The organism is Thioclava sp. F42-5, from assembly GCF_002213195.1.
Lineage (GTDB): Bacteria > Pseudomonadota > Alphaproteobacteria > Rhodobacterales > Rhodobacteraceae > Thioclava > Thioclava nitratireducens.
Window position 1 is genome coordinate 26,188 of record NZ_NBNZ01000007.1, and the last position, 24,683, is coordinate 50,870.

The window sequence follows — 24,683 nt, forward strand, 5'->3', positions numbered from 1 at the left end:
CTCATTGCGCGATTGGCTCTGACCAACTATAGGCTGAACGCTGTAAAGGCCACCTGAAAGAGGATTTGCCCATGTCGAACGCCGCGCTCGAAACTGCAATCGAAGCCGCTTGGGAAGCCCGCGACACGATCACCCCGTCAACCGGCGGTGAGACCCGCGAGGCGATCGAGGACACGCTCAACGCGCTGGATCGCGGCGAACTGCGTGTGGCCGAAAAGCGCGAGAACGGCGACTGGCATGTGAACCAATGGGCCAAGAAGGCGGTTCTGCTGGGATTCCGCCTGAAGGACATGGAGCAGCAGGATGGTGGCCCGCAGGGCGGTCACTGGTGGGACAAGGTCGACAGCAAGTTCAAGGGCTGGGGCGACAACGAGTGGAAAGCCGGAGGTTTCCGCGCCGTGCCGAACTGCATCGTGCGTAAATCGGCCTACATCGCACCGGGCGTGGTGCTGATGCCCTCTTTCGTGAACCTCGGCGCCTATGTCGACGAGGGCACGATGGTCGATACCTGGGCCACCGTCGGCAGCTGCGCGCAGATCGGCAAGGGCGTTCACCTCTCGGGCGGCGTCGGCATCGGCGGGGTGTTGGAGCCGATGCAGGCCGGCCCGACCATCATCGAAGACAACTGCTTCATCGGCGCGCGCTCGGAAGTCGTCGAAGGCTGCATCGTGCGCGAAGGCTCGGTTCTGGGCATGGGCGTCTATATCGGCAAGTCGACCAAGATCGTTGATCGGGAGACCGGCGACGTGATGTATGGCGAAGTGCCGCCCTATTCGGTCGTCGTGTCGGGCTCGATGCCGTCCAAGAACGGCATCAACCTCTACTGCGCGGTGATCGTGAAGCGCGTCGACGCACAAACCCGGTCGAAGACCGGCATCAACGAGCTGCTGCGTGACTGACAAGCCGGAAAAGCCGAAGAAGAAACCCTCGCGCCAGCAGGTCTTCACCCTGCTGGTCGAGGTCGGTCGCTCGCCCAATGACGGTCTGCCGAAAGGCGCGTCCGGGGCGGGGCTGCTCTGCTACGCATCGGGCGTGGACGAGGCAGAGGCCGTGCGCGAGACCGTGGCGATCCTCAAGCAGGCCGAGATGGCGCCGCTTGACGTCACGGGTTACGGCACGCTCGCGGAACGCGAAAAACAGGGGCACGAGATCGACGACGCTGAACGTGAATTGATGCAACGGGCGCTCGACGAGAACTCCGTGATCATCGCCCAGATGGAGCCGTTTTTCGGCAACGACAAGAAGCCGCTGCAGTAAGCCATAGAGTGTCTTTTGACGCCCGTTGAAACCTCACGAACCGTTGATACAGTGGTTCAAAGGGCAAAACAGCGAGCAGGCAACATGGCAATTCCGGGCAAGATTATCCCACTGACATTCATGGCGTTTTCCGCGCTCTCGGCCTGTGCGGGGCCTCCCGAATCCTCGCCCCGGCCGCTGGCGCGGGGCAGCGCGCCCGTGGCGGATCCGATCCCGCCGACGGACGCCGCAACGGAAGCGCGTTTCGAGTCCTGGCTCGCGGGCTTCAAATCACGCGCGCTGGCGAACGGCATCACCGAGTACACCTGGAACCGCGCGATGGCCGACGTGCGCTACAATCCCAAGGTGATCGAACGCGACCGCTACCAATCGGAATTCACCAAGTCGATCTGGGACTACCTCGACAGCGCGGTCTCGGATGAGCGCGTCGCCACCGGCAAGCAGATGCTGCGCCAATATGGCCCGCAGCTGGATGCGATCGAACGCAAATACGGGGTCGACAAGGAAGTCGTCGTCGCGATCTGGGGCATGGAGAGCCGTTACGGCGCCTATCGTGGGAAGACGGCGATCATCCCGGCGCTCGCGACGCTGGCCTATGACGGGCGACGCGGCGAGTTCTTCGCCAAGCAGCTGATCGCCGCGCTCAAGATCATCCAGTCCGGCGACGTGGATGCGCGGCACATGACCGGCTCCTGGGCCGGGGCAATGGGCCATACACAGTTCATCCCGACCTCCTATCTGTCCTACGCGGTTGATTTCACCGGCGATGGTCGGCGCGATATCTGGTCGGAAGATCCAACCGATGCCCTGGCCTCGACGGCGGCCTATCTGGCGCGCTCGGGCTGGTCGAAGGGGCAGCCGTGGGGCGTCGAGGTCATCCTGCCCTCTGGCTTCGACTACGGCCTCACCGGCAAGGGCACGAAGAAGAGCCCTGCCGATTGGGCGGCGCTTGGCGTGCGCTCGGCCACGGGCGGCACGGTGCCGAATTATGGCTCGGCGTCGATCCTCGTGCCCGCAGGCGCGAAGGGACCGGCCTTCATGATCTTCGGAAACTTCCGCGCCATCTCGCGCTACAACTCCGCCGACAGCTACGTGATCGGCGTCGGGCATCTGTCGGATCGTCTGAAAGGGAAGGGGCCCTTCGTGCAGGATTGGCCCCGCACGGGCAAGCCGCTCAATTCGAAGCAGAAGGTCGAGCTGCAGGAGAGGTTGACCGCGGCGGGCTTCGATACGGACGGCACGGACGGCAAGATCGGTGCGAATACGTCGAAGGCGATCGTGGCCTTCCAGAAATCGCGCGGTCTGCCGCCCGATGGCTACGCCACGCTGGAGCTGCTGCAGGTGCTGCGCGGTTCGTGAATTGCTAGGCGTAAAGTTCAGGGGCGCGGGGGCTTACCTCCGCGCCTCTTGCTTTGATATCTGCACGGCGAGAATGCCGCCTGCGATCACCAGCACGCCAAGCGCGTCGTGCCAGTCGACATGCTCGCCCAACACCGCCCAGGCGATCGCGACGCCGAAGACCGGCGTCAGGAAGTGGAAGGTCGCCGCGCGCACCGCGCCGATGCGGCCCACGAGGCGGAACCACACCCAGGTCGCCATCAGGCCTGGCACGATTACCGTATAGGTAAAGGCCAGCGCCAGTTTCGGCGTGACGGTCACGTCCAGATGCTCGGTGAAGGCGGAGACCACGGCGAGGCTCACGGAACCCACCAGCATCTGCAGCCCGACGATCATCAAGACGCCGCCGCCGCCGCCGCTCGCGCCGCGCACGGTCAGCGTGGCCACTGCCAGTGCCAAGGCGCCCGCGACGCAAAGACCCAGCCCGAACGGATCGATCCCGCCTTGCAGCCGCGCCCCCATGATGATGCCAACGCCCGCGAAACCAGCGATCAGCCCGGCGATACCGAGGAGCGGAATCCGGTCGCGGAAGACGATCCATCCGAGCGCGCCAACGATCAGCGGCATGGTGGAGGCGATGATCGCGGCGACCGAGGCTTCGACCGTCGTCATCGCGACCCAGTTAAACCCCAGGTAGAGCGCGTTTTGACAAATACCGAAAATGATCGTGGCGCGCCATTGGGCCCGGCTCAGCCGCCAGCTTTGCCCGAAGGCCAGCGCAAGCGCGATGCCGATCCCGCCGGACAGGGCGAACCGCAACGCCAGCGCCGCAAGGGGCGGCGCCTCCGCCACGATGATATGCGTGGACGTGAAAGCCGAAGACCACATCAGGGCAAAGGCGAGCCCCATTCCGATCGCGCGCAAATCCATCTTTCCTCCGGGCCTGAAAAAGGGCGCCCCGATTGCTCGCGGGCGCCCTAAAAACTTGGCTGTCCCTCTCTAGAGAGAGTCCTGCGATCAGGAGTTCACGCTGTCCTTGAGCGCTTTCGCCACGGTCACTTTGACCTGCTTGTCAGCCGGCTTTTGCATCTGCTCGCCGGTGGCCGGGTTGCGGACCATGCGCTCGGGGCGCTCGCGGCAGTAGACTTTGCCAATGCCCGGCAGGGTAACGGCGCCGCCGTTCGACACTTCTTTGGTGACGACGTCGGTGATTGCGTCGAGCGCGGCCGAAGCCGTCTTCTTGTCGGCGTCCATCGCCTCGGCGAGGGCTGCCACCAGCTGGGTCTTGGTCATCGGTTTCGACATGTTCGTTCCTCTCTCCGCCCCGGTAATCCAGGGTCAATTTCGTCCGCGTTGCACGGTTGGTGGGCCATGTTCCACACGTTTTTATTGAGCATGGCAAGCCCTTTTCCCAGAATGCGCGGGTTTTTCCCACGTCACAGAAAAGCTGTTTCCTCGAAGCTACGCAATTTCCGGCTGTGAATACGATCCAGAGGCATCTCGCGAAGTTTCTCCATCGCGAGGATGCCGATCAGCAAATGGCTCGCGACTTGGGTGCGGTAGAATTCGGTCGCCATGCCGGGCAGCTTCAGCTCGCCATGCAGCGGTTTGTCCGAGACGCAGAGAAGCGTGCCGTAGGGCACCCGGAAGCGGAAACCGTTCGCGGCGATCGTGGCGCTTTCCATATCGAGCGCAACCGCGCGCGACTGGCTCAGCCGATGGACCGGGCCTGACTGGTCTCTCAACTCCCAGTTGCGGTTGTCGATAGTCGCTACCGTACCGGTGCGCATGATCCGCTTCAGCTCGTAGCCTTCCAGTTTCGTCACCTCTGCCACCGCTTCCTGCAGCGCGATCTGAATCTCGGCCAGCGCCGGGATTGGCACCCAGACGGGCAGGTCGTCGTCGAGCACATGGTCTTCGCGCAGATAGGCATGGGCGAGGACGAAGTCGCCCAGCTGCTGGGAATTGCGCAGACCCGCGCAGTGACCGACCATCAGCCAGGCATGCGGGCGCAGCACGGCGATATGGTCCGTCGCGGTCTTCGCGTTGGAGGGGCCGACGCCGATATTGACCAGCGTGATCCCGCCGCCATCGGCGCGCTTGAGGTGATAGGCGGGCATCTGCGGCAGTTTCGCAAGGCCCGGGATCTCGTCCTGCGGGTCGGTAATCTCCTGATTGCCGGGAGCCACGAAGCTCGTATAGCCCGAGTTCTTGTCGCCCAGCAGGCGCCTCGCGACGGCCTCGAACTCGTCCACATAGAACTGGTAGTTCGTGAACAGCACGTGGTTCTGGAAATGCTCGGCCTTGGTCGCGGTGTAATGCGACAGGCGCGCCAGCGAGTAATCCACGCGCTGCGCGGTGAAGGGGGCGAGATGGCCCGAGCCGTCCGGGTTCGGCCCCGCCATGCCGTTGACGATGTCGTCGTTCATCCCCGCAAGGTCCGGCACGTCGAACACGTCGCGCAGGCTGAAATCGAGCACGCCTTCCTGCGGCACCGTCACTTCCGGATGCGCGGCGACGGCGAAATGCACCGGGATCGGGGTTTCCGACGGGCCGACCGTGACCGGGATATTGTGGTTCTTGATCAGCAGGCCCAGTTGCTGCGTCAGGTAGTTGCGGAACAGGTCGGGCCGCGTGATCGTCGCCATGTAGGTACCCGGCAGCGCCACATGGCCGAAGCTCAGCCGGCTGTCGGCCTTGATATGCGATGGCACAGAGATGCGCACTTCCGGGTAGAAGGCGCGAAAGCGGTTCCGCGCGGTCTTGCTCTCCAGTGTCTCGTTGAATTTCTCGAGCAGGAAGGCGGTCGCCTCGTCATAGAGCGCCTCGAGCCGGGCCACGGCCTCGGCGGCATCGGTGAAGCTCTCCGCAGGGGCGGCGTCAGGGGTGATGAGGTCTAGCGTTTCATTCATTCAAAAAGATCCGTCAGTTCAAAACGCGTCACGTCGACAAGGCCAAGATCCGAAATGCGGATCTCGGGAATGACGACGAGCGCGAGCAGCGAATGCTGCATGTAAGCGTTGTTCAAGGTGCAGCCGCAGGCGCCCATCGCCTCGACCATCTTGGCGGCGCGCGCGGCGACCGTTTGTGCCGGATCGTCCGACATCAGCCCTGCGATCGGCAGCGGGACGGCGGCGATTTCTGCGCCGTCCTTCCAGACAGAGACTCCGCCGCCCATCTCGCCAAGCGCATTGGCGCAGGCGGCCATCATCTCGCGATCAGTGCCGACCACGATCATGTGGTGGCTGTCATGAGCGACAGTCGAGCCCATCGCCATGCGGCCCTTGTAGCCGAAGCCTGAGACGAAGCCGTTGGTGACGCCGCCCGTGCCCTGATGGCGCTCCACCAGCGCGATCTGGGCGATGTCCTTGGAGGTGTCGGGCTGGGCGAGCCCGTCGGTCACGTCCAGCTCTGCGGTCAGCGCCTTGGTCGGGGCCTGGTTCTCGACCACGCCGATCACCTTGGCGGTCACTGTGTTAGCGCCCTCCGGCGCGGCAATCTCGAAATCCGCAGCCGTCAGGGCCTTGCCCAGATGCACCGTGTTGCGGGCGCTTTCAGGCCAGTCGTAATGCGGGCAGTCCGCCAGCAGCTTTCCATCCTTCGCCACCGTGCGCCCACGCGCGATGACCTGCTCGACCGGCAGGGTCGCCATATCCGAGGTCAGGATCACATCGGCCCGGCGGCCCGGCGTGATCGAGCCCAGCTCCCGCTCCAGCCCGAAATGGGTCGCAGTGTTGATCGTACACATCTGCAGCGCGACCAGAGGATCGGCCCCGCACTCCACCGCATGGCGGAAGACGCGGTTCATATGCCCGTCATTCACCAGCGTGCCGGAATGGCAATCATCGGTGCACAGGATGAAGTTGCGCGGGTCGAGACCCTTCTCGGTGACGGCGGTGATCTGCGTCTCAACGTCATACCAAGCCGAGCCCAGCCGCATCATCGAGCGCATCCCGTTGCGCACCCGCGCGATCGCGTCGGCCTCGCAGGTGCCCTCGTGGTCGTCGGCGGGCCCGCCCGCGACATAGGCGCGGAACGGTGCGCCCAGATCGGGGGAGGCGTAATGCCCGCCCACGGTCTTATGCGCGTTCTGCGTCGCCGCGATCTCGGCGAGCATCTTTGGGTCGGCATTGATCACGCCGGGGAAGTTCATCATCTCGCCCAGACCGATGATGCCGGGCCATGTCATCGCCTCGGCCACATCTTCGGGGGTGATCTCGAAGCCCGTCGTTTCCAGCCCGGGCGCAGAGGGCGCGCAGGAAGGCATCTGGGTGAAGATGTTGACCGGCTGCATCAGCGCCTCGTCATGCATCATCCGCACGCCGTCGAGCCCCAGCACATTCGCGATCTCATGCGGATCGGTGAACATGCTCGTCGTGCCGTGGGGGATCACGGCGGCGGCGAATTCGGCGGGCGTGAGCATACCGCTCTCGATATGCATATGCGCGTCGCACAGGCCCGGCACCATGTAACGCCCTCCGGCCTCGATCACTTCGGTATCGGGTCCGATGCTGTCCGAGAGATCGGGGGCCACGGCCGCAAATCTCCCCTCGGCCACGGAAATATCGTAGCCGTCGAGAACCTCTCGTGTGTGGACATTAACCCATTTGCCACCCCGGATCACGAGGTCGGCAGGTTCGCGCCCGGCAGCCACGGCAATCAATCGCGGTGCGGCTTCGGGCCAGGATTTGATCTTGTTCTTCTGTTCCATGTCCAAGCCTGTCATTGCGTGCGGGAAGGTTCAAGAGACGTTGTTATGCCTTCACACAGCCTCTACCTATGACGGATGACAGAAACGCAAAGGAGGCCGTGATGCCGACGCTTCTTTCCATCGGACACGGCTATTCCGCCCGTGCACTCGCACCGCTTCTTCTGGCGCGTGGCTGGCGCGTGATCGGCACTACGCGCAGCGCAGAGAAGGCCGAAATGCTGCGCAGCGAAGGCGTGGAGCCGCTGGTCTGGGAAGGTGGGCCTCTGCCGCTCGATCAAGCGACGCATCTGCTGTCTTCGGTTGCCCCGGGACAGGAGGGTGATCCGGTCCTCGCTGCGCAGCATTCCGAAATTGCTGCATCGCGGCATCTGGAGTGGATCGGCTATCTTTCGACCGTCGGCGTCTATGGCGATCACGCGGGCGGCTGGGTCGATGAGGCAACGCCGCTGACCCCCTCGACCAAGCGCGGGCAGGCGCGGGTGGAGGCCGAGGCGGCTTGGGGCGCGCTGGCCGCAGCCCATGACCTGCCGCTGCATATCTTCCGGCTCGCGGGCATCTACGGCCCCGGGCGCGGGCCCTTCGAGAAGGTGCGGCAGGGCAAGGCCCGGCGGATTATCAAGGAGGGGCAGGTCTTCTCGCGCATTCATGTCGAGGACATCGCGCAGGTGCTGCTCGCCTCGATCGACCGTCCCGATCCGGGCGCGGTCTATAATGTCTGCGACGACGATCCCGCGCCGCCGCAGGACGTGATCGCCTATGCTGCGGAACTGCTCAACCTGCCGCTACCGCCCGAGGTGCCGTTCGAGGAGGCCGATCTCAGCCCGATGGCGCGCAGCTTCTATGCGGAGAGCAAGCGAGTGCGAAACGACAAGATCAAACACGACCTCGGCGTCACGCTGCGCTATCCGGATTACCGCGCAGGGCTGCGCGCGCTTCTCGATCAGGCGGGCTGAAGCTCCACCCGCTTCTCGCGCACGGGCAGGTGTACGATGGCGGAGAAGGCACCCACGCCCACGCCGACCCACCAGACCAGCGTGTAATCGCCGTAGATGTCGTAGAGCTTGCCGCCCAGCCAGACGCCGAGGAAGGCGCCGACCTGGTGCGAGAAGAAGACGATCCCGTAAAGCGTGCCCATGTAACGAAGCCCGTAGATATGCGCGACCAGCCCCGAGGTCAGCGGCACGGTCGCGAGCCACAGCGCCCCCATCGCGAGCGAGAACATCAGCACCGTCGCGGGCGTCATCGGCGTCAGGATGAATGCGGCGGCGACGAATGTGCGCAGCAGGTAAACTCCCGCCAGCAGGTATTTCTTCGACCATCGCTTGCCCGCCCAACCCGCATAGATCGTGCCAGCGATATTGGCGAGGCCGATCACCGAGATCGCGGCGGCGCCGAGCGCCGAGGTGGTCTCGATCCCGATCCCGGCCAGCAACGATCCGGGCGGTACCGCGCCGCACATCTCGGTCACCATCGCGGGGAAATGCGCCGTGATGAAGCCCAGCTGATAGCCGCAGGAGAAGAAGCCGAGGAAGATCAGCGTGTAGGACGGATCGCGGAAGGCGCGCATCAGAACGGTGCCCATGCTCTCGGCCATCTCTTCGCGGCTGGCGCGCTCAGGCGCGCGGATCAGCGGCAGGAAGGCCAGCGAGGCGAGGATCACGGCGGCGAAGATAACGAAGACGGTCTGCCACGGGAAATGGCCTAGCAGCAGCTCCGCCATCGGCGCGCCGAAGACCTGACCGGCCGAGCCTGCCGCCGTCGCGATGCCAAGCGCAAGCGAGCGGTTCTCGTCCGAGGTCGCGCGGCCTACCACGGCGAGGATAACGCCGAAGCCGGTGCCCGCGATGCCGAAACCCACGAGGATTTCCAGAAGCTGATGCTGTTCAGGCTCCACCGCGAAGGCCGAGAGCACGAGGCCGAGCGCATAGACCAGCGCACCGAGGATGATCGCCGGCCGGTCGCCCCAGCGCTCGGCAATCGCGCCGAAGATCGGCTGACCAATGCCCCAGGCGAGGTTCTGCACCGCGATGGCGAGCGAGAATTCGGCGCGTGGCCAGTTGAACTCGCTGGCGATCGGAATCTGGAAAACGCCGAAGCTCGCCCGGATGGCGAAGCTCAGCATCAGGATCACGGCCCCTCCGATCAGAACCGGCGTGAACAGTCTGCCTTGTGTCATTCTACGTCTCCCGGCGGATCTCCCTTCCGCGCGGGCGGCATATCGCCATGGATGCTGCAGCGCGTCAATCGCGAGCTTGTCTCGGTCACAATCGCGCGGGAATGCCCCAGAGCCGCTCTTGAACCTCCTCCGCAGCCATGGCCCAATGGCGTGACTTTCGAGGGGAGGCAGGATGTATACGGTTATCGGAACGGTCGGCTCGCGGACGCTGCGCGTGTTGTGGATGCTGGAGGAGCTGGGCGCGGAGTATCAGCACGTGCGGGCCGCGCCGCGCTCGGAGGATGTCGTGGCCTTCAACCCGGCAGGCAAGGTGCCGGTGCTCGTTGTCGACGGCACGCCGATCACCGATTCCACCGCGATCCTCACTTATCTTGCTGATGCGCATGGGAAGTTCACCCATGAGGCGGGTACGCTGGAGCGTGCGCGGCAGGACAGCCTGACGCAATTCCTGCTCGACGAGTTCGATGCGAATCTCTGGACCGCCGCGCGCCACAGTTTCGTCCTGCCCGAAGAGCTGCGGCTGTCGGGCATCAAGAATTCCCTGCGCTGGGAGTTCGAGCGCTCGCAGCGCACGCTCATCCACCGAATGGGGGATGGGGAGTTCGTGATGGGCGAGGAAATGACCGTGCCCGATATCATCCTGACGCATTGCCTCGACTGGGCGCTGATGGCGAAATTCCCGATCGTCGAGCATCGGCTGAGCGAATATCACGACCGGATGCGGGCGCGCCCCGCCTATAAGCGCGCGGTGGCGAAGCGGGACGAGTAAGGGGGCTCTGCCCCCGGTGCTACGGACCTCCCCCGGGATTTTCTATCAAGAAGAAGCGAGCTGTCGCGCGGCGGCGCGTCCGGCATGGCGGCCGGAGGCGAGGCAGGCGGTCAGCAGATAGCCGCCCGTCGGGGCCTCCCAGTCGAGCATTTCGCCTGCGGCGTAGAGGCCGGGCAGGGCGGTCAGTTCCAGATCGTCGGTGAGGCTGTCCCACGCGATGCCGCCCGCGCTGGAAATCGCCTCGGCGATCGGGCGCGGCGCGCCGAGAGGCACGGGCAAGGATTTGAGCGTTGTCGCAAGTTGCGTCGGGTCCTTGGGTAGCGGGCGTCCCCATTCCAGAGCGAGCGCGAGTTTCACCGGGTCCAGCTTCGCGCCTTTGCGCAGGCGGTTCGTCAGGCTCTGTTTGGGCGGGATCTTCGCAAGCCGCGCGGCGAGGTCTTCGGCGCTCTGATCCGGGGCGAGATCGAGGCTCAGCGGCGCGCCCTCGCGCAATTCGGCGGAAAGTTCATAGATGCCGCCGCCCTCAAGGCCACGCTCCGAGATCACGATTTCCCCGCGCGTGCGCCGGGTCGGCGTGATCAGCGCGGCCCCTTTCACGGGCTGGCCGAGCTGGCTTGCCATATGCGCCGACCAGTCGATCTCGAACCCCATGTTGGCGGGGGCAAAGGGGGCAATCTTTACGCCCTTCGCGCTCAGCCAAGGCGCCCATGCCGCATCCGAGCCAAGCCGCGGCCAGCTTGCGCCGCCAAGCGCGAGAATCGTGGCATCGGGGCTCAGGCTCTGGCGCCCCTCGGGCGTGTCGAAGATCAGTGCGTCGCCATCGAAGCCCTGCCAGCGCCAGCGGGTGTGGATCGTGACGCCGAGAGATTCGAGTCGCGCGATCCAGGCGCGCAGCATCGGCGAGGCTTTCATCACCGTCGGGAAGACCCGACTGGTGGAGCCGGTGAACAGCTCGACACCCAGATCGCGGGCGAAACTCTGCGTCGCCTCGGGGCCGAACGCGCGCGTGATCGCGGCGATCTGCGGGTGGGAATAGTGGGATAGGAAGGCATCGAGCGGCTCATCCTTGGTCAGGTTCAGCCCGGACTTTCCCGCCATCAGGAATTTGCGCGCGAGCGTCGGCTTGGCCTCTGCCAATGTCACGGCGACACCGGCCCGCGCCAGTTCCTCGGCTGCCATCAGTCCCGACGGGCCGCCACCGATGACGAGCGCGGATTTCGCCGCCGCGCTCACCGCCGGGCCAGCATCGCGAGCCGCATCAGCGCGCGCTCCATCACCGCCATCTGCGGCGCGCGGCTGGCGGAGCGCAGGGTCAGGTCGGTCTCGACCAGTTCCTTCAGCGCGGTCTCCAGCTTGAACATGCCCCAGCTTTGCGCCTGCCGCTGCATCCGGTCGCGGCGCGGGCCGAAGATCGGCGGACGCATCCGGGCGATGCCTGCACCGGGGCCTTGCGGGTCGGAGGCCGCGGCATGCAGCGCGCGGAAATGGCGCATCGCGGCAATGGCGAGCTGCACGGGCTGCACCCCTTGGCTTTCCAGCCGCCGCATCACCGGACCAAGCTCGGGCGCGCGACCCTCGGCCACGATGGAGAGCACGTCATCGACGCCTGCCTCGACCGAAGACGGCGCGCAGGCAGCCACATCGGCAGGGGCAAGCGGCGTAGTGTCACCGAATTTGTAGAGCGCGATCTTTTCGACGGTCTGGCGGAAATCGCCTGGATCGAGTGCCCGCGACAGCGCCACGAGATCGGTCATCGCGTCGTTCGAGATGTCGCGCAGACCGGCGCGGCGCAGGATATCCTCGATTTCCTCGCGGCTCGGCGGGTCGTCGTAAATCCCTACAGAATAGGCGTTGTTGTGACCCTCGAAAGCTTTGCGCAGCTTCGATTTCGCGGCGAGCGAGCCCGCGGTGATCACGATCTGCGCATCGCCTTCGCGCCATGCGTCGAGCGCGTTTTTCACTGCATCGGCCACCGCGTCGGTCGCGTCTTCGACGAAGGCCACGCGCGGGCCAGGGAAGAAGCCGACCTCCTTGATCGCATCGAGCAGCAGCGAGGGTTGCTTGCGCAGATCGCCGCCCGCGATCCGGCTCAGGCGCATCTCCTCTTCGCCCTTTGCGCCAATCAATGCGGCGATGACTTCCTGACGGCGGAGGGCCACGCGCATCGCATCGCCCCCGAAGATCAGCAGGCCGGTGCGCTCTGGCTCGGGTTTGGCGAAATAGCGGGTCGCTGCTACGCCGGTCAGTTTCATTCCGGAAGGCTCGGTGCTTGGGACAGCAGGCGCGTCACGATCTGATCGGCAAGGATCACCATCAGACGGCGATGCGCGTCTTCCTGCGCGGCCTGTGAGGCGACCACGGTGCCGGTCGCGGACCACGAGGTGAAGGAGGTGACGCGTCCGGTCAGCAGCACGGCGTTATCGGCCGCATCGCGCAGCGTGTAATCCACAGTGCCGTTCAACTGGTAGCGCGTGGTCGCGTTGTCGGGCGAGATGCCCTGACCGACCGCCTCGGTGTCGATCTTGTAATCGAGCCGGTAGCGGGTGGCCTGCGACGGGCCGAGCCGGGCATTCAGCTGCTGAACGAGGGCGAAGGCGTCGCGCGTCGTGGGCGCAGCCGGTTCGACCCCTTCGAGCAGTTTCGCAGCCCCGCCCTGAGGCCCGTAGGCCGGGGTGAAGCCGCAGCCCGCGAGCAGGCCAGCGGCCCCCGCGAGCCCCAGAAATCCGCGTCTGTCAGATGACCACATTGACGATCCGCCCCGGCACAACGATCAGCTTCTTGGGCTGGCCACCGGCCAGCGCCTTGACCACAGCTTCGTCGGCCAGAACCAGCTTTTCAACCTCTTCCTTCGGCATGTCCTTGGGCACCGAAATCTCGGCGCGGCGCTTGCCGTTGATCTGGATCGGCAGCGTCACCGAATCCTCGACCAGCAGGGCCGGGTCCGCCTCGGGCCAAGGGGCTGCGATCACGAAACCTTCGCCGCCCAGCATCGACCAGACCTCTTCGGCGAGGTGCGGCACCATCGGCGCCATCAGCTGCGCCATCAGCTTCATCGCTTCGCGCTTGGTCTCGGCCCCGGCCTTCGATTTCGACATCGTGTTGGTCAGGCCGTAGAGCGTCGCGACCGCCTTGTTGAAGGTGAAGCCCTCGATCGATTTGGTGACCTCGTCGATCGCCTTGTGGGTGGCCTTAAGCAGCGCCGTATCCTCGGCCTCGTTCGCGGGCGCATCCGAATTGGCGATATCGTCGGCAATGCGGTGCACGCGGGCGAGGAATTTCGACGTGGCTTCGGCGCCGGCGGCGGTCCACTCCACGTCCCGCTCGGGCGGGCTGTCGGACATCACGAAGAAGCGGGCGGTATCGGCCCCGAACTCGGCGATGATGTTCATCGGATCGACGACGTTCTTTTTCGATTTCGACATCTTGGCCGAGGGGATGGTCTCGACCGCTTCGCCGGTCGCCTTCAGCTTGCCGTCCTCGACCTCTTCGGGGAGGTGGTAGACGGGGCGATTCTTGGCGTCGCGCGTGAGGTAGATCTCGTGCGTCACCATGCCTTGCGTGAACAGCGCATCGAACGGCTCGATCGCTTTCGCTGGCAGGTGGCCGGTCTTGTGCATCGCGCGGGCATAGAAGCGCGAATAGAGCAGGTGCAGAATCGCATGCTCGATGCCGCCGATATATTGGTCGACGTTCATCCAATACTCGGCCTCGGCCGGATCGGTCGGCGTGGCGGCACCGGGCGAGGTGAAGCGCGCGTAATACCAGCTCGAATCGACGAAGGTATCCATCGTATCGGTCTCGCGCTGACCCGGCCCGCCGCAATTCGGGCAGGTGCAGTCGCGCCAGCTGGGATGACGGTCGAGCGGGTTGCCAGGGATCGAGAAGTCGATCTTCTGGCCGTCCTCGTCGTAAGGCAGCTCGACGGGCAGGTTTTCCTTCTTCTCCGGCACCACGCCGCAGGTCTCGCAATGCACGACCGGAATCGGGCAGCCCCAGTAGCGCTGGCGGCTCAGGCCCCAGTCGCGCAGGCGGAACTTGGTCACGCCCTGACCGATGCCGTTTTCCTCGCAGAAGGCGATCGCGGCTGCTACGCCCTCTTCGCCGGTCTGCACTTCGTCGCCCGCGAAGCCGCGGATATAGCGGACTTTTTCCGATTTCAGCGGGACGTATTCGGCGTCGGGATAGTCACCTTCGAGCGGCTCGAAAACGGGCGTGATCGGCAGCTCGTATTTCGTCGCGAATTCGAAGTCGCGCGCGTCATGCGCCGGGCAGCCGAAGATCGCGCCGGTGCCGTAATCCATCAGGATGAAGTTCGCGATATAGACCGGCAGTTCCCAGCTAGTGTCGAGCGGGTGGCGGACCTTGATGCCGATATCCATCCCGAGCTTCTCGGCAGTCTCGATGGCTTCTTCTGTTGTGCCGCCCGCGCGGCATTTCGCGACGAATTCCGCGACCTTGGGATCGTGGCGTTCCAGATGCTTGGCGAGCGGGTGATCGGGCGAGATCGCCGCAAAGCTCGCACCGCGCAGGGTGTCGGGGCGGGTCGTGTAGACCTCCAGCCGGTCGAAACCTTCCGGCGCATCGACGGTCGAGAAGGCGAATTGCAGGCCGCGCGATTTCCCGATCCAGTTTGCCTGCATCAGGCGCACCTTCTCGGGCCAGTCTTTCAGGTTGTCGAGCGCGTCGAGCAGTTCTTCGGCATAGTCGGAAATCTTGAAGAACCACTGCGTCAGCTCGCGGCGTTCGACCTCGGCGCCAGAGCGCCAGCCCTTGCCGTCGATCACCTGCTCGTTCGCGAGTACGGTCATGTCGACCGGGTCCCAGTTCACCACCGCGTTCTTGCGATAGACGAGACCGGCCTCGAGCATGTCGATGAACATCGCCTGCTGCTGGCCGTAATAGTCCGGGTCGCAGGTCGCGAATTCGCGCGACCAGTCGATCGAGAGGCCCAGCGGCTTCATCTGGTCCTTCATTACGGCGATATTGCCGTAGGTCCAGTCCTTCGGGTGACCGCCATTGTCCATCGCGGCGTTCTCGGCGGGCATCCCGAAGGCATCCCAGCCCATCGGGTGCAGCACGGAAAAGCCCTTCGCCATCTTGTAGCGCGCGACGACGTCGCCCATCGTGTAGTTGCGCACATGGCCCATATGGATGCGGCCCGACGGGTAGGGGAACATCTCGAGGACGTAATATTTCGGCTTGGCCGGATCACGGCGCGCGGCGAAGAGATCCGCCCTGTTCCAGGCCTCTTGCCATTTCGTCTCGCTCTGGCTCGGTTCGTAGCGTGCCATGTCGGGCCCCTCATCACGTCGAATTCTGCGCGAGCTTGCTACACTGGCCTTGGGGGCGAGGTCCAGCCGCCGCGCTCATTTGGACAGAAATATCCCCGCCGGAGGCTGGCTCGGGCGGGGATCTGAATGCGTCCTGCGGTCGACTTTCGGGATCAGAGTTGCGAGTCGCGGACCCGCAGCTGACGTGCGCGGGTAAGAATCGCGTTCTCCACGGCGCGCTGCGTATCGGCGGAAACTGCTCCGCCCCGGGTGCGGATCGACACTTTCAGCGAGCGCGCATCGAGCGCCGGATCGGTGACGTAAACAGTGGCCTTGTAGGCGCGACCGCCGCCCGGCGGGGTGCCGTAGCCGGTCACGATGACGCCGGAGAAGGGGTCAACCTCTTGAATCGGCAGGAAGTCGAGCACTTCGAGCGAAGCCTGCCAGAGATACTTGTTCACCTCGACGGTGATGTTCGGATCGCCCTTGCCGCTGAAGAGGTCCCAAACGGTGGATTTTTTCTGAACCCGGCGCGAGGGCCCGTCGATTACGGCCTCGTTGGAGCCGGACAGGTGGTCTAGCTGATTGGCATCGCGCTGCGCGGGGGTGCCACCGCTACCCGAGAAGATGTTGCCGCTCGAGATACCCTTGCCGCAGCCTGCGAGCGCGAGGCACAGGCCCAGAATTGCCGTGCGTTTCAAAAGGGTTCTGGAAGTCATGCGAAGCTGTCCCCGTCGGCCTGCGTCATTGGTTGCCTTTTCTCTAGCCCATGGCCCCAAGCCCGACAAGGTTTTTCCCTTTTCGCTCCGGAATTCGCCCGATCGGCCCGCTGCCACTCGCGGGTCTTGTGCCGCTATATACACACATGAGGGCTGTCGCGAGGCGGTGGCAAGGAAAGGCTGCAAGGGCGGGCTGACGTTACTGTGACATGTCTGCACCATCAAACACCCTATTCGACCCGGTCGGGCGCTTTGAGTTGCAATAAAAAGGGCGGGGAGAGAAAACACCGTCATACCCAACTTCGGATTCCCCAGGTTGGGGGTTACCTGTAAGACAATGAGGGAAAACGATGAAAAAGGTTCTCTTCGCGACGACCGCGCTCGTGTTCTCGGCTGGCATCGCTGCCGCTGAGGTCTCGGTTGGCGGCGACGGCCGCATGGGTGTCGTGTACAACGGCACCGACTGGAACTTCTCGAGCCGTATCCGCGTCTCGTTCACCGCTTCGGGCACCACCGACGGTGGCCTCGAGTTCGGCGGCTCCATGCGCGCTGACCAAGCGACTGCTGCCACCAACGGCACCGCTGCTTCGGTCTACATCTCCGGCGCATTCGGCAAGCTCTCGATGGGCGACGTTGTTGGCGCTCCGGAAGCTCTGTTCGGCGACTACTACGAAGTTGGTTACACTGACCTGTCCTCGATGGGCGGTCTGGGCAACGACATCCAGTACCTGACCGGCGACAACGGCGGTGACGTGGGTGCATCCGCAATCACCGACACTAACACGCAGCAGGTCCTCAACACCGGGCCGAACCTGCTGTACACCGGCACCTTCGGTGCGTTCTCGGTCGCGGCTTCGATGTCGGATGGCAAAGCTGGCTCGACCGACGCGTCCCAAGAGTACGCCATTGCGGGCGCTTACACCTTCGGTAACTACACCGTTGGTCTGGGCTACGAATACCTCGACGCAACCGTGTTTGACATTCCCGCTCCGGGCAACGACCCCGTTGTTCTCGGCACCGGCAAAGCTGACATGGTCACCCTCGCTGGTGTCGCTCAGTTCGGCAACACCTCGGTCAAAGCCCACATCGCGCATGCTGGCAAAGATCTCGACATTGATTACTACGGCATCGGTGCTTCGTCGGTCTTCGGCGCGACCACCGTCGGTGGCTACGTTCAGCACGCCAAAGACAAAATCGACAACACCGACGTGACCTGGTACGGTCTCGGCGCTGAGTACGACCTCGGCGGCGGCGCGACCATCAAGGGCGGCGTTGCTGACAACGACATCTCGGGTTCGGACATGGTTGCCGACCTCGGCGTGAAGTTCTCGTTCTAATCCTTCGGGACAGAACGATGGGAAGAGCGGGCCTTGCGCCCGCTCTTTTCTTTTTGGGCCCTTCGGTGTTTCTTGGGCGCGCTGACGAGGGAGGGCCAGATGGGACTGAGCGACATTCAGGCGCGGATCGCAAAAGCGGAATCAGAGGCAGGGCGCGATGCGGGGTCGGTGAAGCTGATCGCCGTTTCGAAAGTTCAGCCCGCCGAGCGGGTCGAGGCGGTTCTGCGCGAAGGGCATCGGCTCTTCGGCGAAAACTACGTGCAGGAAGCGCAAGGCAAATGGCCCGCCTGGCGCGAGGAATTTCCCGGCTGCGAAGTCCACATGATCGGGCCTCTGCAGTCGAACAAGGCGAAGCTGGCGGTGGAGCTGTTCGAGGCGATTCACACGCTCGACCGGCCCTCGCTGGGCAAGAAGCTGGCCAATCTGGCGCAGACGCGCGGGGCTTCTCCCGATCTTTTCATTCAGGTCAATACTGGCGAGGAGCCACAAAAAGCGGGCGTGCTGCCCGATGATGTCGACGCTTTCGTCGCGGATATGCGGGCGAAGGATCTTCCGGTCGTCGGGCTGATGTGCATCCCGCCCGAATCCGAAGACCCTGCGCCGCATTTCGCGATGCTGGCCGAGATGGCCGGGCGCAACGGGCTCGACGGTCTCTCGATGGGGATGAGCTCGGATTTCGAGAAAGCGATCGCGGCCGGTGCGACCCACGTGCGCGTAGGCTCGGCAATCTTCGGCGCGCGCGACTATTCCTAAGCTTTGTCCCGGGCGTCGAGCGCCGGGGGCTTTCCGCCCCCGGACCCCCGGAGGATATTTCCGCCAAGCCGAACGGGAATCTCCAGCGGCTCACCCGGTGCGATGCGCTGCGCGATCCAGATCAGGTGATCGCGGCGGAAGGCGAGGCAGCCTGCGGTAGGGTAGCCCGCGCGGCGGCGCTGATGCAGGAAGATGGCCGAGCCTTTGCCGGCCTGCGCCTGCGGATAGTTCCAATCGGTGACCAGTACGATGTCGTAAAGCGGATCGGCGCGCCGCATCGCCTCATGCGAGGCGGGGTACGGCGCGCGAACCAATTGGTTATAGGCCGAATCCCCGGAGGCGTCGCACCACAGATCGCGCGGCCCAATCGGTTCAGCCCAGTCCTGAGGCGCTAAGATTCGATCCGCGCGGTAAAACATCCGCAGGATATGCAGCCGCCCCGAGGGGGTCGCGCCGTCGCCCTCCTGCTTGCTGCCTGTGATGCCGCCGCGGCCGATCTCGACCGGGAAACGGCGGCCGCGAAACAGCAGGCCCGTGGGCGTCAGGCGCATCACAGGATATGCCCCGATTTCGCCGCCTTGGTGGCGAGGTAGTTTTCGTTATGGCGGCTCATGCCGACCTTCAGCGGCACGCGCTCGGTCACGTCGATGCCGTTGGCCTCCAGCATCGCAACCTTGGCGGGGTTGTTGGTCAGCAGCCGCACCTGCGAAAACCCGAGCTTGCGCAGCAGCGCCGCGCCGATCCGGAAATCGCGCTCGTCATCCTCGAAGCCGAGGCGGTGGTTCGCCTCCACCGTGTCGAATCCCTGATCTTGCAGCGAATAGGCGCGCATCTTGTTGGCAAGCCCGATCCCGCGCCCCTCCTGATTTAGATAGAGCAGGATGCCCGCGCCCTCATGACCCATCAGCGTCAGCGCCGCGTCCAGCTGCGGGCCGCAATCGCATTTCAGAGAGCCCAGAACGTCGCCGGTGAAACAGGCCGAATGCAGCCGCGCGAGAACCGGTTTCGAGCGATCGGGGCGACCGATCTCGATCGCGTAATGCTCCTCGGCGCCATTGTCGGGGCGGAAGATATGCAGGCGCCCCGCTTCGGCGGCGCGCATCGGCACGCGCGCGGCAGAGACCGGGGCGAAAGCCTGCGGGATGTCGGCAGCGGCGAGCGCCTCTTCGGCGGTGATGCAGGTCAGATCCGTCGGCGTGGGGTCGGGCGCTGCGACCATCAGCGCTGCGGGCAGAAGCTGGGCGGACTTTGCCAGCCGGATAGCGGCACGGGAGAGATCCGCATCGCCGCCGCGAAGGGCCTTGAGCGGGCCTTTCATCGGCACGCGCAGATCGTCTGCCGGATCGGCGAGCGCGCGCAGCCAGAGCAGATCGGCGTCTGCAGGCACTTCGATCCGGGCAATATCGGCGTCATAGACCCGGGCTTTCAGCGTCTCGGCCCGGCGCGCGGTCAGCACCAGCGTCAACGGCCCCAGCGCGCGCAACGCCGCGAGCCGCTCGGGCGAGAGCGCCTCGACCGCCACCGCGAGGTGATCTGACAGCAAGACGGGCAGCCCCATGCGCAGATCGGCGCGGGCGCGATTCAGTCGTTCAGCCGGGCTCGGCCCGAGGGAATAGGTACCGGTCATGCGCTCTGAGATAGCCTCGACTGTAACAAATTGAAATATCTGCCGGTGATTCGACACGTCAGCGTGAGATAGGTTTCACCACCCTTGCCATCGCTGTGAAAGGGCAACAGCTATTCGTCAAACGCAAATGGAGGCTCAGGACATGGCATCATTGAAGAAGGTCCTTTTGGTTGACGATGACAACGATCTGCGCGAGGCGCTCGCCGAGCAGCTCGTCGCGACCGATGATTTTGAGGTGTTCGAAGCCAGCAATGGTCACGAAGCTGTAGATAAGGCGAAATCGACGCTTTACGACCTCGTCGTTCTGGATGTGGGCCTTCCCGACACCGATGGCCGTGAACTGTGCAAGAAGCTGCGCAAAAGCGGTGTGAAATGCCCGATCGTGATGCTCACCGGGCATGACACCGACGCCGATACGATCCTCGGCCTCGACTCCGGCGCCAACGACTACGTCACCAAGCCCTTCAAGTTCCCGGTGCTTCTGGCCCGTCTGCGCGCCCAGCTTCGCACCCATGAACAGTCTGAAGACGCCGTATTCCAGCTCGGCCCGTATACGTTCAAGCCCGCGATGAAGATGCTGGTCGACGACAAGGACCGCAAGGTGCGTCTGACCGAGAAGGAAACCAATATCCTCAAGTTCCTCTATCGCGCGACCGACGGCGTGGTGCCGCGCGACGTGCTGCTGCACGAGGTCTGGGGCTATAATGCGGGTGTCACCACCCACACGCTCGAGACGCATATCTATCGCCTGCGTCAGAAGATCGAGCCCGATCCCTCGAATGCACGCCTGCTGGTGACGGAATCGGGCGGCTACCGACTGGTGGCCTGAACTGAAGCGTTTCGCGCGGCATGGGCTGCGTGACGCGCGCCAAGGTTGGAAATGAGGAAGGCGGCTCCTGCGGGGGCCGCCTTTTCCTTGTCCGGCGCTTGGGATGCGCGGCTCAGACCGTGGGGTAGATGTCTTCCTCGGCCTCTTCGAGCGAGATACCAAGCGCATTCAGCCCGTCTTCGAGATGATCGGCCAGCATCGGATTGCCCAGCAGGTAATCTTCGGTGGGCGCGGTGGCCTCGGCCTTGGCGGTGGCGATCGCCTCATCCAGTTCCGACGCGTCATAAGTGTCGCGCCCGACCCACATCACCGCAGTCAGACCTGCTTGCTCATCCTCGTTCAGCGCGGCGATGAAGGCACGCAGCTCACGGGCTTGGCCGGAGCCGGGCACGCCCGCGTCGAACTTGCGGGCGCGGATGATGACATGGGCGATTTTGGCGGGGCTGATGGTGAGCATGTATCCCTCCTGAGGCTTGAGTTTGCGCCTCCGCCCTCTTTTGCGCAAGCGGCAATAGGTGTCAGTCTTCCTCTTGCACGAGCGCCGGGGCGGAGACCGCGCGCGGATGGCTGTCGACCAGCGCGGGCGTCTCCAGCGTGCCGCCATCGGGCACGACGCCCATCTGTTCGAAGCGGCGGGCGGAAGGCAGCACGCGGCTTTCCAGCGAGCCCACCGCCTTGTTGTAGCTCTCGACCGAGCGGGTCAGCGCCTTGCCGACGGATTCGACATGGCCGCCGAAGGTCTTGATCCGCTCGTAGAGATCCTTGGCGGTCTTCTGCACTTCGATGGCGTTGCGGGCCATCTTCTCCTGCTGCCAGCCATAGGCAATGGCTTTCACCAGCGCCATCAGCGTCGTCGGCGAGGCGATCAGCACCTTGTTCTCGAACGCGTATTCGATAAGGCCCGGATCGGCCTCGGCGGCGGCGGCCACGAAGGTCTCGCCGGGGATGAACATCACGACGAAATCGGGCGTCTCGTGCAGCTGGTCCTGATAGGATTTCGAGGACAGCAGCTTCACATGCTGACGCACCTGCTGCGCGTGGCGGGTGATGGCCGCGTTCTGCAGTTCCGGGGTCTCCGCCTCCAGCGCATCGAGATAAGCCTCGAGCGGGGTCTTGGCGTCGATCACGATGCTCTTGCCGCCGGGGATATGCACGATCGCATCGGGGCGGCGCGCGCCTGCATCGGTCTGGAAATGCTGCTCGAGGTGGAAATCCACGTTCTCGGACATCCCCGCCATCTCGAAGACCTGCCGCAGCTGCATTTCGCCCCACCGCCCCCGCGTCTTCGGCGCCCGCAGCGCCTGCACAAGCTTGCGGGTCTCCTGCCCCAGATGCGCTTGCCCTTGGGCCAGCGTCTTCACCTGCGCATGGATCGCGCCGTAAGCCTCGTTGCGGGCCTTCTCGATCGACTGAATCTGCTCGCCGAACTCGTTGAGCCGGGTGTTGAGCGGCTTCACCAGATGCTCGATCGCGTCGCGGCGGCGGTCGAGTTCCTCCTGCGCGGTCTTCTCATGGGTCTTGAACCGTTCCGAGACGAGCGACAGGAAAGCCTCGGAGTTCTTCTGCAGCACGCCGGAGGCGACCGAGGAGAACCGATCCTCGATCTCCTTCTTCATGCCGCGCAATTCTTCGAGGCGCGCCGCATGTTCGCGCTGCAGGCTCTCATAAGCCTCGGACTTGGCAACGCGCGCCCGGTATTCGTCGTTGAGCGCGTTTCGCGTACGCTCCAGCGTGGCCTCGACCTCGTGCAGACGTTCTGCCGCAGCTTCAGAGGCAGCGAGCGCCTCGCGCAGGTTCTGGGCCTCTTCGCGATAAGGTTCGGCCGCGGCCAGATCGGCATCCAGTTCCGCCGCGCGCTTGCGCGCAGACAGCCACAGCCCGGCGAAGATCAGCGCGACGACGACTGCGCCGATCAGAGCCTGAACCACGGGATCGTTGAGGTCGAGAGTGAGGGAACCGAGCTGGATCATGTGCGGCCAAACAGTCTTTCAATATCGCTGAGCTTCAGTTCGACATATGTCGGACGCCCATGGTTGCATTGGCCGGAATGGGGGGTGGCCTCCATCTGGCGCAGCAGCGCATTCATCTCGTCGGCGCGCATCTGGCGGCCCGAGCGGATCGAGCCGTGGCACGCCATGCGGCTGAGTACCGCTTCGATCTTGGCCTGCACCAACTGGCTGTCGCCCAGATCGGACAGCTCGTCGAGCACGTCGCGCAGCAGCCCTTCGGCATTGATTTCGCCCAGAACGGCAGGGGTTTCGCGCACCGCAATCGCGCTGCCGCCAAAGGGTTCGATGGTCAGCCCAAGGCGGGAAAGCGCGTCGGCATGTTCCAGGAGCAGCGCGGCGTCGCCTTGAGAAAGCTCCACAATCTCGGGGATCAACAGCGCCTGCGCGGGCACGCCGTTCTCGGCCATCTGGCCCTTCAGCTTCTCATAGACCAGCCGCTCATGCGCCGCGTGCTGATCGACGATGACGATGCCGCGCTCGGTCTGGGCGATGATGTAATTCTCATGCACCTGCGCGCGGGCAGCCCCCAAGGGCTTTTCGGTCAGCGCGGGCTCTGCGGGGGCCGGGGCCTCGGCCCGCGCCGAGGGCGCATAGTCGAAGCTGGGCGCAGGGGCCTCTTGGAAGGACGGCTGCGGGTAGGATGGGGGCTGATAGGCCGGATCGGGCAGCGGCGCCTGCGCGGAGTAGGACGACCGCATCGCGCCAAGGCTCGGGCGATCCATCTGGTAAATGCGCGGCGGCTGATCGGCGGTCGGTTCGGGGCGCATCGCGCCGAGCGTCGCATCCGAGACGGTCGAGGACGCCCGATGCCCCGCTTGCGCCAGCGCATGGCGCAGCCCCGTCACGATCAGCCCGCGCACGGTCGCGGCCTCGCGGAAGCGGACCTCGGCCTTTGCGGGGTGGACGTTGACGTCGACGCGCTCGGGCTCGCAGGTCAGGAACAGGCAGGCGGCGGGGTGACGCTCGCGGCTGAGGAAATCCATGTAAGCCGCGCGCAGTGCCCCGGTCAGCTGCTTGTCGCGGACCGGGCGACCATTGACGAAGAGGAACTGCTCCACCGCCGCGCCGCGCGAATAGGTGGGCAGCGCGGCATAACCGGTCAGACGGATATCTTCGCGCTCGGCGTCGATCTTCACCGCGTTGTCCGAAAAGGCCCGCCCGATCACCCGGGCCAAACGTTCCGAGAGCGCGTCGAACAGCTCGCCCTGCTCGCCATCGGCGCGGAAAATCTCGCGCGATTTGCCGTTGGACACATCGGTGAGGGTGAAGCTGACATAGGGCTCCGCCATCGCCAGCCGTTTCATCACATCGGCGATCGCCTGCGCCTCGGCCCGGTCGGTGCGCATGAATTTCAGACGTGCGGGCGTGGCGAAGAACAGGTCGCGCAACTCGACCACGGTGCCCCGGTTCAGCGCCGCCGGTTTCACCGGCCCGATCTGGCCGCCCGCCACGCTGATCTGGAAGGCGTCGAGACCATCGACGCGCGAGGTGATCGTCAGCCGTCCGACCGCGCCGAGCGAGGGCAGCGCCTCGCCGCGAAAGCCGAAAGTGTGGATGTTCAGAAGATCCGAGCCGTCGATCTTCGAGGTGGCATGGCGCGAGAGCGCCAGCGGCAGATCCTCGGCGGTCATCCCACAGCCGTCATCGGTCACGCGGATAAGCGTCTTGCCGCCATCGCAATATTCCACCGCGACCCGAGACGCGCCTGCATCCAGCGCGTTCTCCACCAGCTCTTTCACGGCAGAGGCCGGGCGTTCGACCACTTCGCCCGCTGCGATGCGGTTTGCCGCAGCGTCATCGAGCTGCCGGATCACGGGACGCTCAGACGCGCCGATATTGCGGTTGTGCTGGTTCATTCCACTAGGGATAGCATGGTGCGGCGCTCATC

Annotated in this window: 23 protein-coding genes; 8 read left to right on the forward strand and 15 right to left on the reverse strand. The window is 64.7% G+C overall.

The features are described 5' to 3' along the window. Window positions 1-71 precede the first annotated feature (71 nt). The 3 genes from dapD to B6V74_RS16280 all read left to right on the forward strand — a co-directional run bounded on the left by dapD (window position 72) and on the right by B6V74_RS16280 (window position 2,616). The gene (dapD, locus tag B6V74_RS16270; protein ID WP_075776793.1) at window positions 72-899 is read left to right on the forward strand and encodes a 2,3,4,5-tetrahydropyridine-2,6-dicarboxylate N-succinyltransferase; all 828 of its coding nucleotides are present in this window, start codon (window positions 72-74) and stop codon (window positions 897-899) included. Next, entirely contained in the window at window positions 892-1,257 is a 366-nt protein-coding gene (locus B6V74_RS16275) for a hypothetical protein (RefSeq protein WP_075776794.1), read from the forward strand. Before dapD ends, B6V74_RS16275 begins: the two co-directional genes overlap by 8 nt. 84 nt (window positions 1,258-1,341) lie before the next feature. Further along, window positions 1,342-2,616, forward strand: coding sequence for a lytic murein transglycosylase (locus tag B6V74_RS16280; RefSeq protein ID WP_088723410.1), 1,275 nt, complete (start codon window positions 1,342-1,344; stop codon window positions 2,614-2,616). Window positions 2,617-2,649: 33 nt separating this feature from the next. Here B6V74_RS16280 and B6V74_RS16285 read toward each other — a convergent pair whose 3' ends face one another. From B6V74_RS16285 to ade, 4 genes are all read right to left on the reverse strand, one after another. Then, window positions 2,650-3,525: a DMT family transporter gene (locus B6V74_RS16285; RefSeq protein WP_075776796.1), complete on the reverse strand. Its 876-nt coding sequence runs from the start codon at window positions 3,523-3,525 to the stop codon at window positions 2,650-2,652. 87 nt (window positions 3,526-3,612) lie between these two features. After that, window positions 3,613-3,900: an HU family DNA-binding protein gene (locus B6V74_RS16290; RefSeq protein ID WP_075776797.1), complete on the reverse strand. Its 288-nt coding sequence runs from the start codon at window positions 3,898-3,900 to the stop codon at window positions 3,613-3,615. Window positions 3,901-4,031: 131 nt separating this feature from the next. Next, a complete protein-coding gene (locus B6V74_RS16295; RefSeq protein ID WP_088723411.1) occupies window positions 4,032-5,507 on the reverse strand; it encodes an AMP nucleosidase in 1,476 nt (491 codons plus the stop codon). Beyond that, entirely contained in the window at window positions 5,504-7,306 is a 1,803-nt protein-coding gene (ade, locus tag B6V74_RS16300) for an adenine deaminase (RefSeq protein WP_088723412.1), read from the reverse strand. The genes B6V74_RS16295 and ade overlap by 4 nt, the downstream gene beginning before the upstream one ends. A 101-nt stretch (window positions 7,307-7,407) precedes the next feature. Between ade and B6V74_RS16305 the strand changes: the two genes are divergently transcribed. After that, window positions 7,408-8,259 (forward strand): SDR family oxidoreductase, encoded by an 852-nt coding sequence (locus tag B6V74_RS16305; protein ID WP_075776800.1) that lies wholly within the window; start codon window positions 7,408-7,410, stop codon window positions 8,257-8,259. On the opposite strand, the gene B6V74_RS16310 is transcribed toward B6V74_RS16305, so the two are convergent. Further along, a complete protein-coding gene (locus B6V74_RS16310) occupies window positions 8,247-9,482 on the reverse strand; it encodes an MFS transporter (protein ID WP_088723413.1) in 1,236 nt (411 codons plus the stop codon). The two genes, B6V74_RS16305 and B6V74_RS16310, sit on opposite strands and share 13 nt — an antisense overlap. Window positions 9,483-9,654: 172 nt before the next feature. Here B6V74_RS16310 and B6V74_RS16315 point away from each other — a divergent pair, with 172 nt between their 5' ends. Next, window positions 9,655-10,251, forward strand: a complete 597-nt coding sequence (locus B6V74_RS16315) for a glutathione S-transferase family protein (RefSeq protein WP_088720540.1) — start codon at window positions 9,655-9,657, stop codon at window positions 10,249-10,251. Window positions 10,252-10,296: 45 nt separating this feature from the next. Here B6V74_RS16315 and B6V74_RS16320 read toward each other — a convergent pair whose 3' ends face one another. The 5 genes from B6V74_RS16320 to B6V74_RS16340 form a co-directional block, all read right to left on the reverse strand. Continuing rightward, the gene (locus B6V74_RS16320) at window positions 10,297-11,484 is read right to left on the reverse strand and encodes a TIGR03862 family flavoprotein (RefSeq protein ID WP_168184244.1); all 1,188 of its coding nucleotides are present in this window, start codon (window positions 11,482-11,484) and stop codon (window positions 10,297-10,299) included. After that, the gene (gene holA / locus B6V74_RS16325) at window positions 11,481-12,503 is read right to left on the reverse strand and encodes a DNA polymerase III subunit delta (protein ID WP_075776804.1); all 1,023 of its coding nucleotides are present in this window, start codon (window positions 12,501-12,503) and stop codon (window positions 11,481-11,483) included. The genes B6V74_RS16320 and holA overlap by 4 nt, the downstream gene beginning before the upstream one ends. After that, a complete protein-coding gene (lptE, locus tag B6V74_RS16330) occupies window positions 12,500-12,997 on the reverse strand; it encodes an LPS assembly lipoprotein LptE (protein WP_088723414.1) in 498 nt (165 codons plus the stop codon). The genes holA and lptE overlap by 4 nt, the downstream gene beginning before the upstream one ends. Next, a complete protein-coding gene (gene leuS / locus B6V74_RS16335) occupies window positions 12,984-15,542 on the reverse strand; it encodes a leucine--tRNA ligase (protein ID WP_088723415.1) in 2,559 nt (852 codons plus the stop codon). Before leuS ends, lptE begins: the two co-directional genes overlap by 14 nt. A gap of 152 nt (window positions 15,543-15,694) precedes the next feature. After that, window positions 15,695-16,240 carry a DUF3576 domain-containing protein gene (locus B6V74_RS16340; RefSeq protein WP_075776807.1) on the reverse strand — a complete coding sequence of 182 codons (546 nt, stop codon included), beginning with the start codon at window positions 16,238-16,240 and terminating at the stop codon, window positions 15,695-15,697. A 350-nt stretch (window positions 16,241-16,590) separates the two neighbouring features. On the opposite strand from B6V74_RS16340, the gene B6V74_RS16345 reads away from it, so the two are divergent. Beyond that, window positions 16,591-17,577, forward strand: a complete 987-nt coding sequence (locus B6V74_RS16345) for a porin (protein WP_088723416.1) — start codon at window positions 16,591-16,593, stop codon at window positions 17,575-17,577. Window positions 17,578-17,676: 99 nt separating this feature from the next. Then, on the forward strand, window positions 17,677-18,330 hold the full coding sequence (locus B6V74_RS16350) for a YggS family pyridoxal phosphate-dependent enzyme (protein WP_088723417.1): 654 nt from the start codon (window positions 17,677-17,679) through the stop codon (window positions 18,328-18,330). Here the strand turns inward: B6V74_RS16350 and B6V74_RS16355 are convergent. Both B6V74_RS16355 and ribA read right to left on the reverse strand, forming a co-directional pair. After that, window positions 18,327-18,881: a L,D-transpeptidase family protein gene (locus B6V74_RS16355; protein WP_088723418.1), complete on the reverse strand. Its 555-nt coding sequence runs from the start codon at window positions 18,879-18,881 to the stop codon at window positions 18,327-18,329. The genes B6V74_RS16350 and B6V74_RS16355 overlap by 4 nt on opposite strands. Further along, window positions 18,881-19,957 carry a GTP cyclohydrolase II gene (gene ribA / locus B6V74_RS16360; RefSeq protein ID WP_075776811.1) on the reverse strand — a complete coding sequence of 359 codons (1,077 nt, stop codon included), beginning with the start codon at window positions 19,955-19,957 and terminating at the stop codon, window positions 18,881-18,883. The genes B6V74_RS16355 and ribA overlap by 1 nt, the downstream gene beginning before the upstream one ends. 142 nt (window positions 19,958-20,099) lie before the next feature. On the opposite strand from ribA, the gene B6V74_RS16365 reads away from it, so the two are divergent. Next, window positions 20,100-20,786 carry a response regulator transcription factor gene (locus tag B6V74_RS16365; protein ID WP_075776812.1) on the forward strand — a complete coding sequence of 229 codons (687 nt, stop codon included), beginning with the start codon at window positions 20,100-20,102 and terminating at the stop codon, window positions 20,784-20,786. A gap of 112 nt (window positions 20,787-20,898) precedes the next feature. On the opposite strand, the gene B6V74_RS16370 is transcribed toward B6V74_RS16365, so the two are convergent. The 3 genes from B6V74_RS16370 to mutL all read right to left on the reverse strand — a co-directional run bounded on the left by B6V74_RS16370 (window position 20,899) and on the right by mutL (window position 24,651). Then, window positions 20,899-21,243 (reverse strand): DUF3775 domain-containing protein, encoded by a 345-nt coding sequence (locus tag B6V74_RS16370; protein ID WP_075776813.1) that lies wholly within the window; start codon window positions 21,241-21,243, stop codon window positions 20,899-20,901. A 61-nt stretch (window positions 21,244-21,304) separates the two neighbouring features. Then, the gene (rmuC, locus tag B6V74_RS16375; protein ID WP_088720533.1) at window positions 21,305-22,756 is read right to left on the reverse strand and encodes a DNA recombination protein RmuC; all 1,452 of its coding nucleotides are present in this window, start codon (window positions 22,754-22,756) and stop codon (window positions 21,305-21,307) included. Beyond that, window positions 22,753-24,651 carry a DNA mismatch repair endonuclease MutL gene (gene mutL, locus B6V74_RS16380; protein WP_088723419.1) on the reverse strand — a complete coding sequence of 633 codons (1,899 nt, stop codon included), beginning with the start codon at window positions 24,649-24,651 and terminating at the stop codon, window positions 22,753-22,755. Before mutL ends, rmuC begins: the two co-directional genes overlap by 4 nt. Window positions 24,652-24,683: the final 32 nt, after the last annotated feature.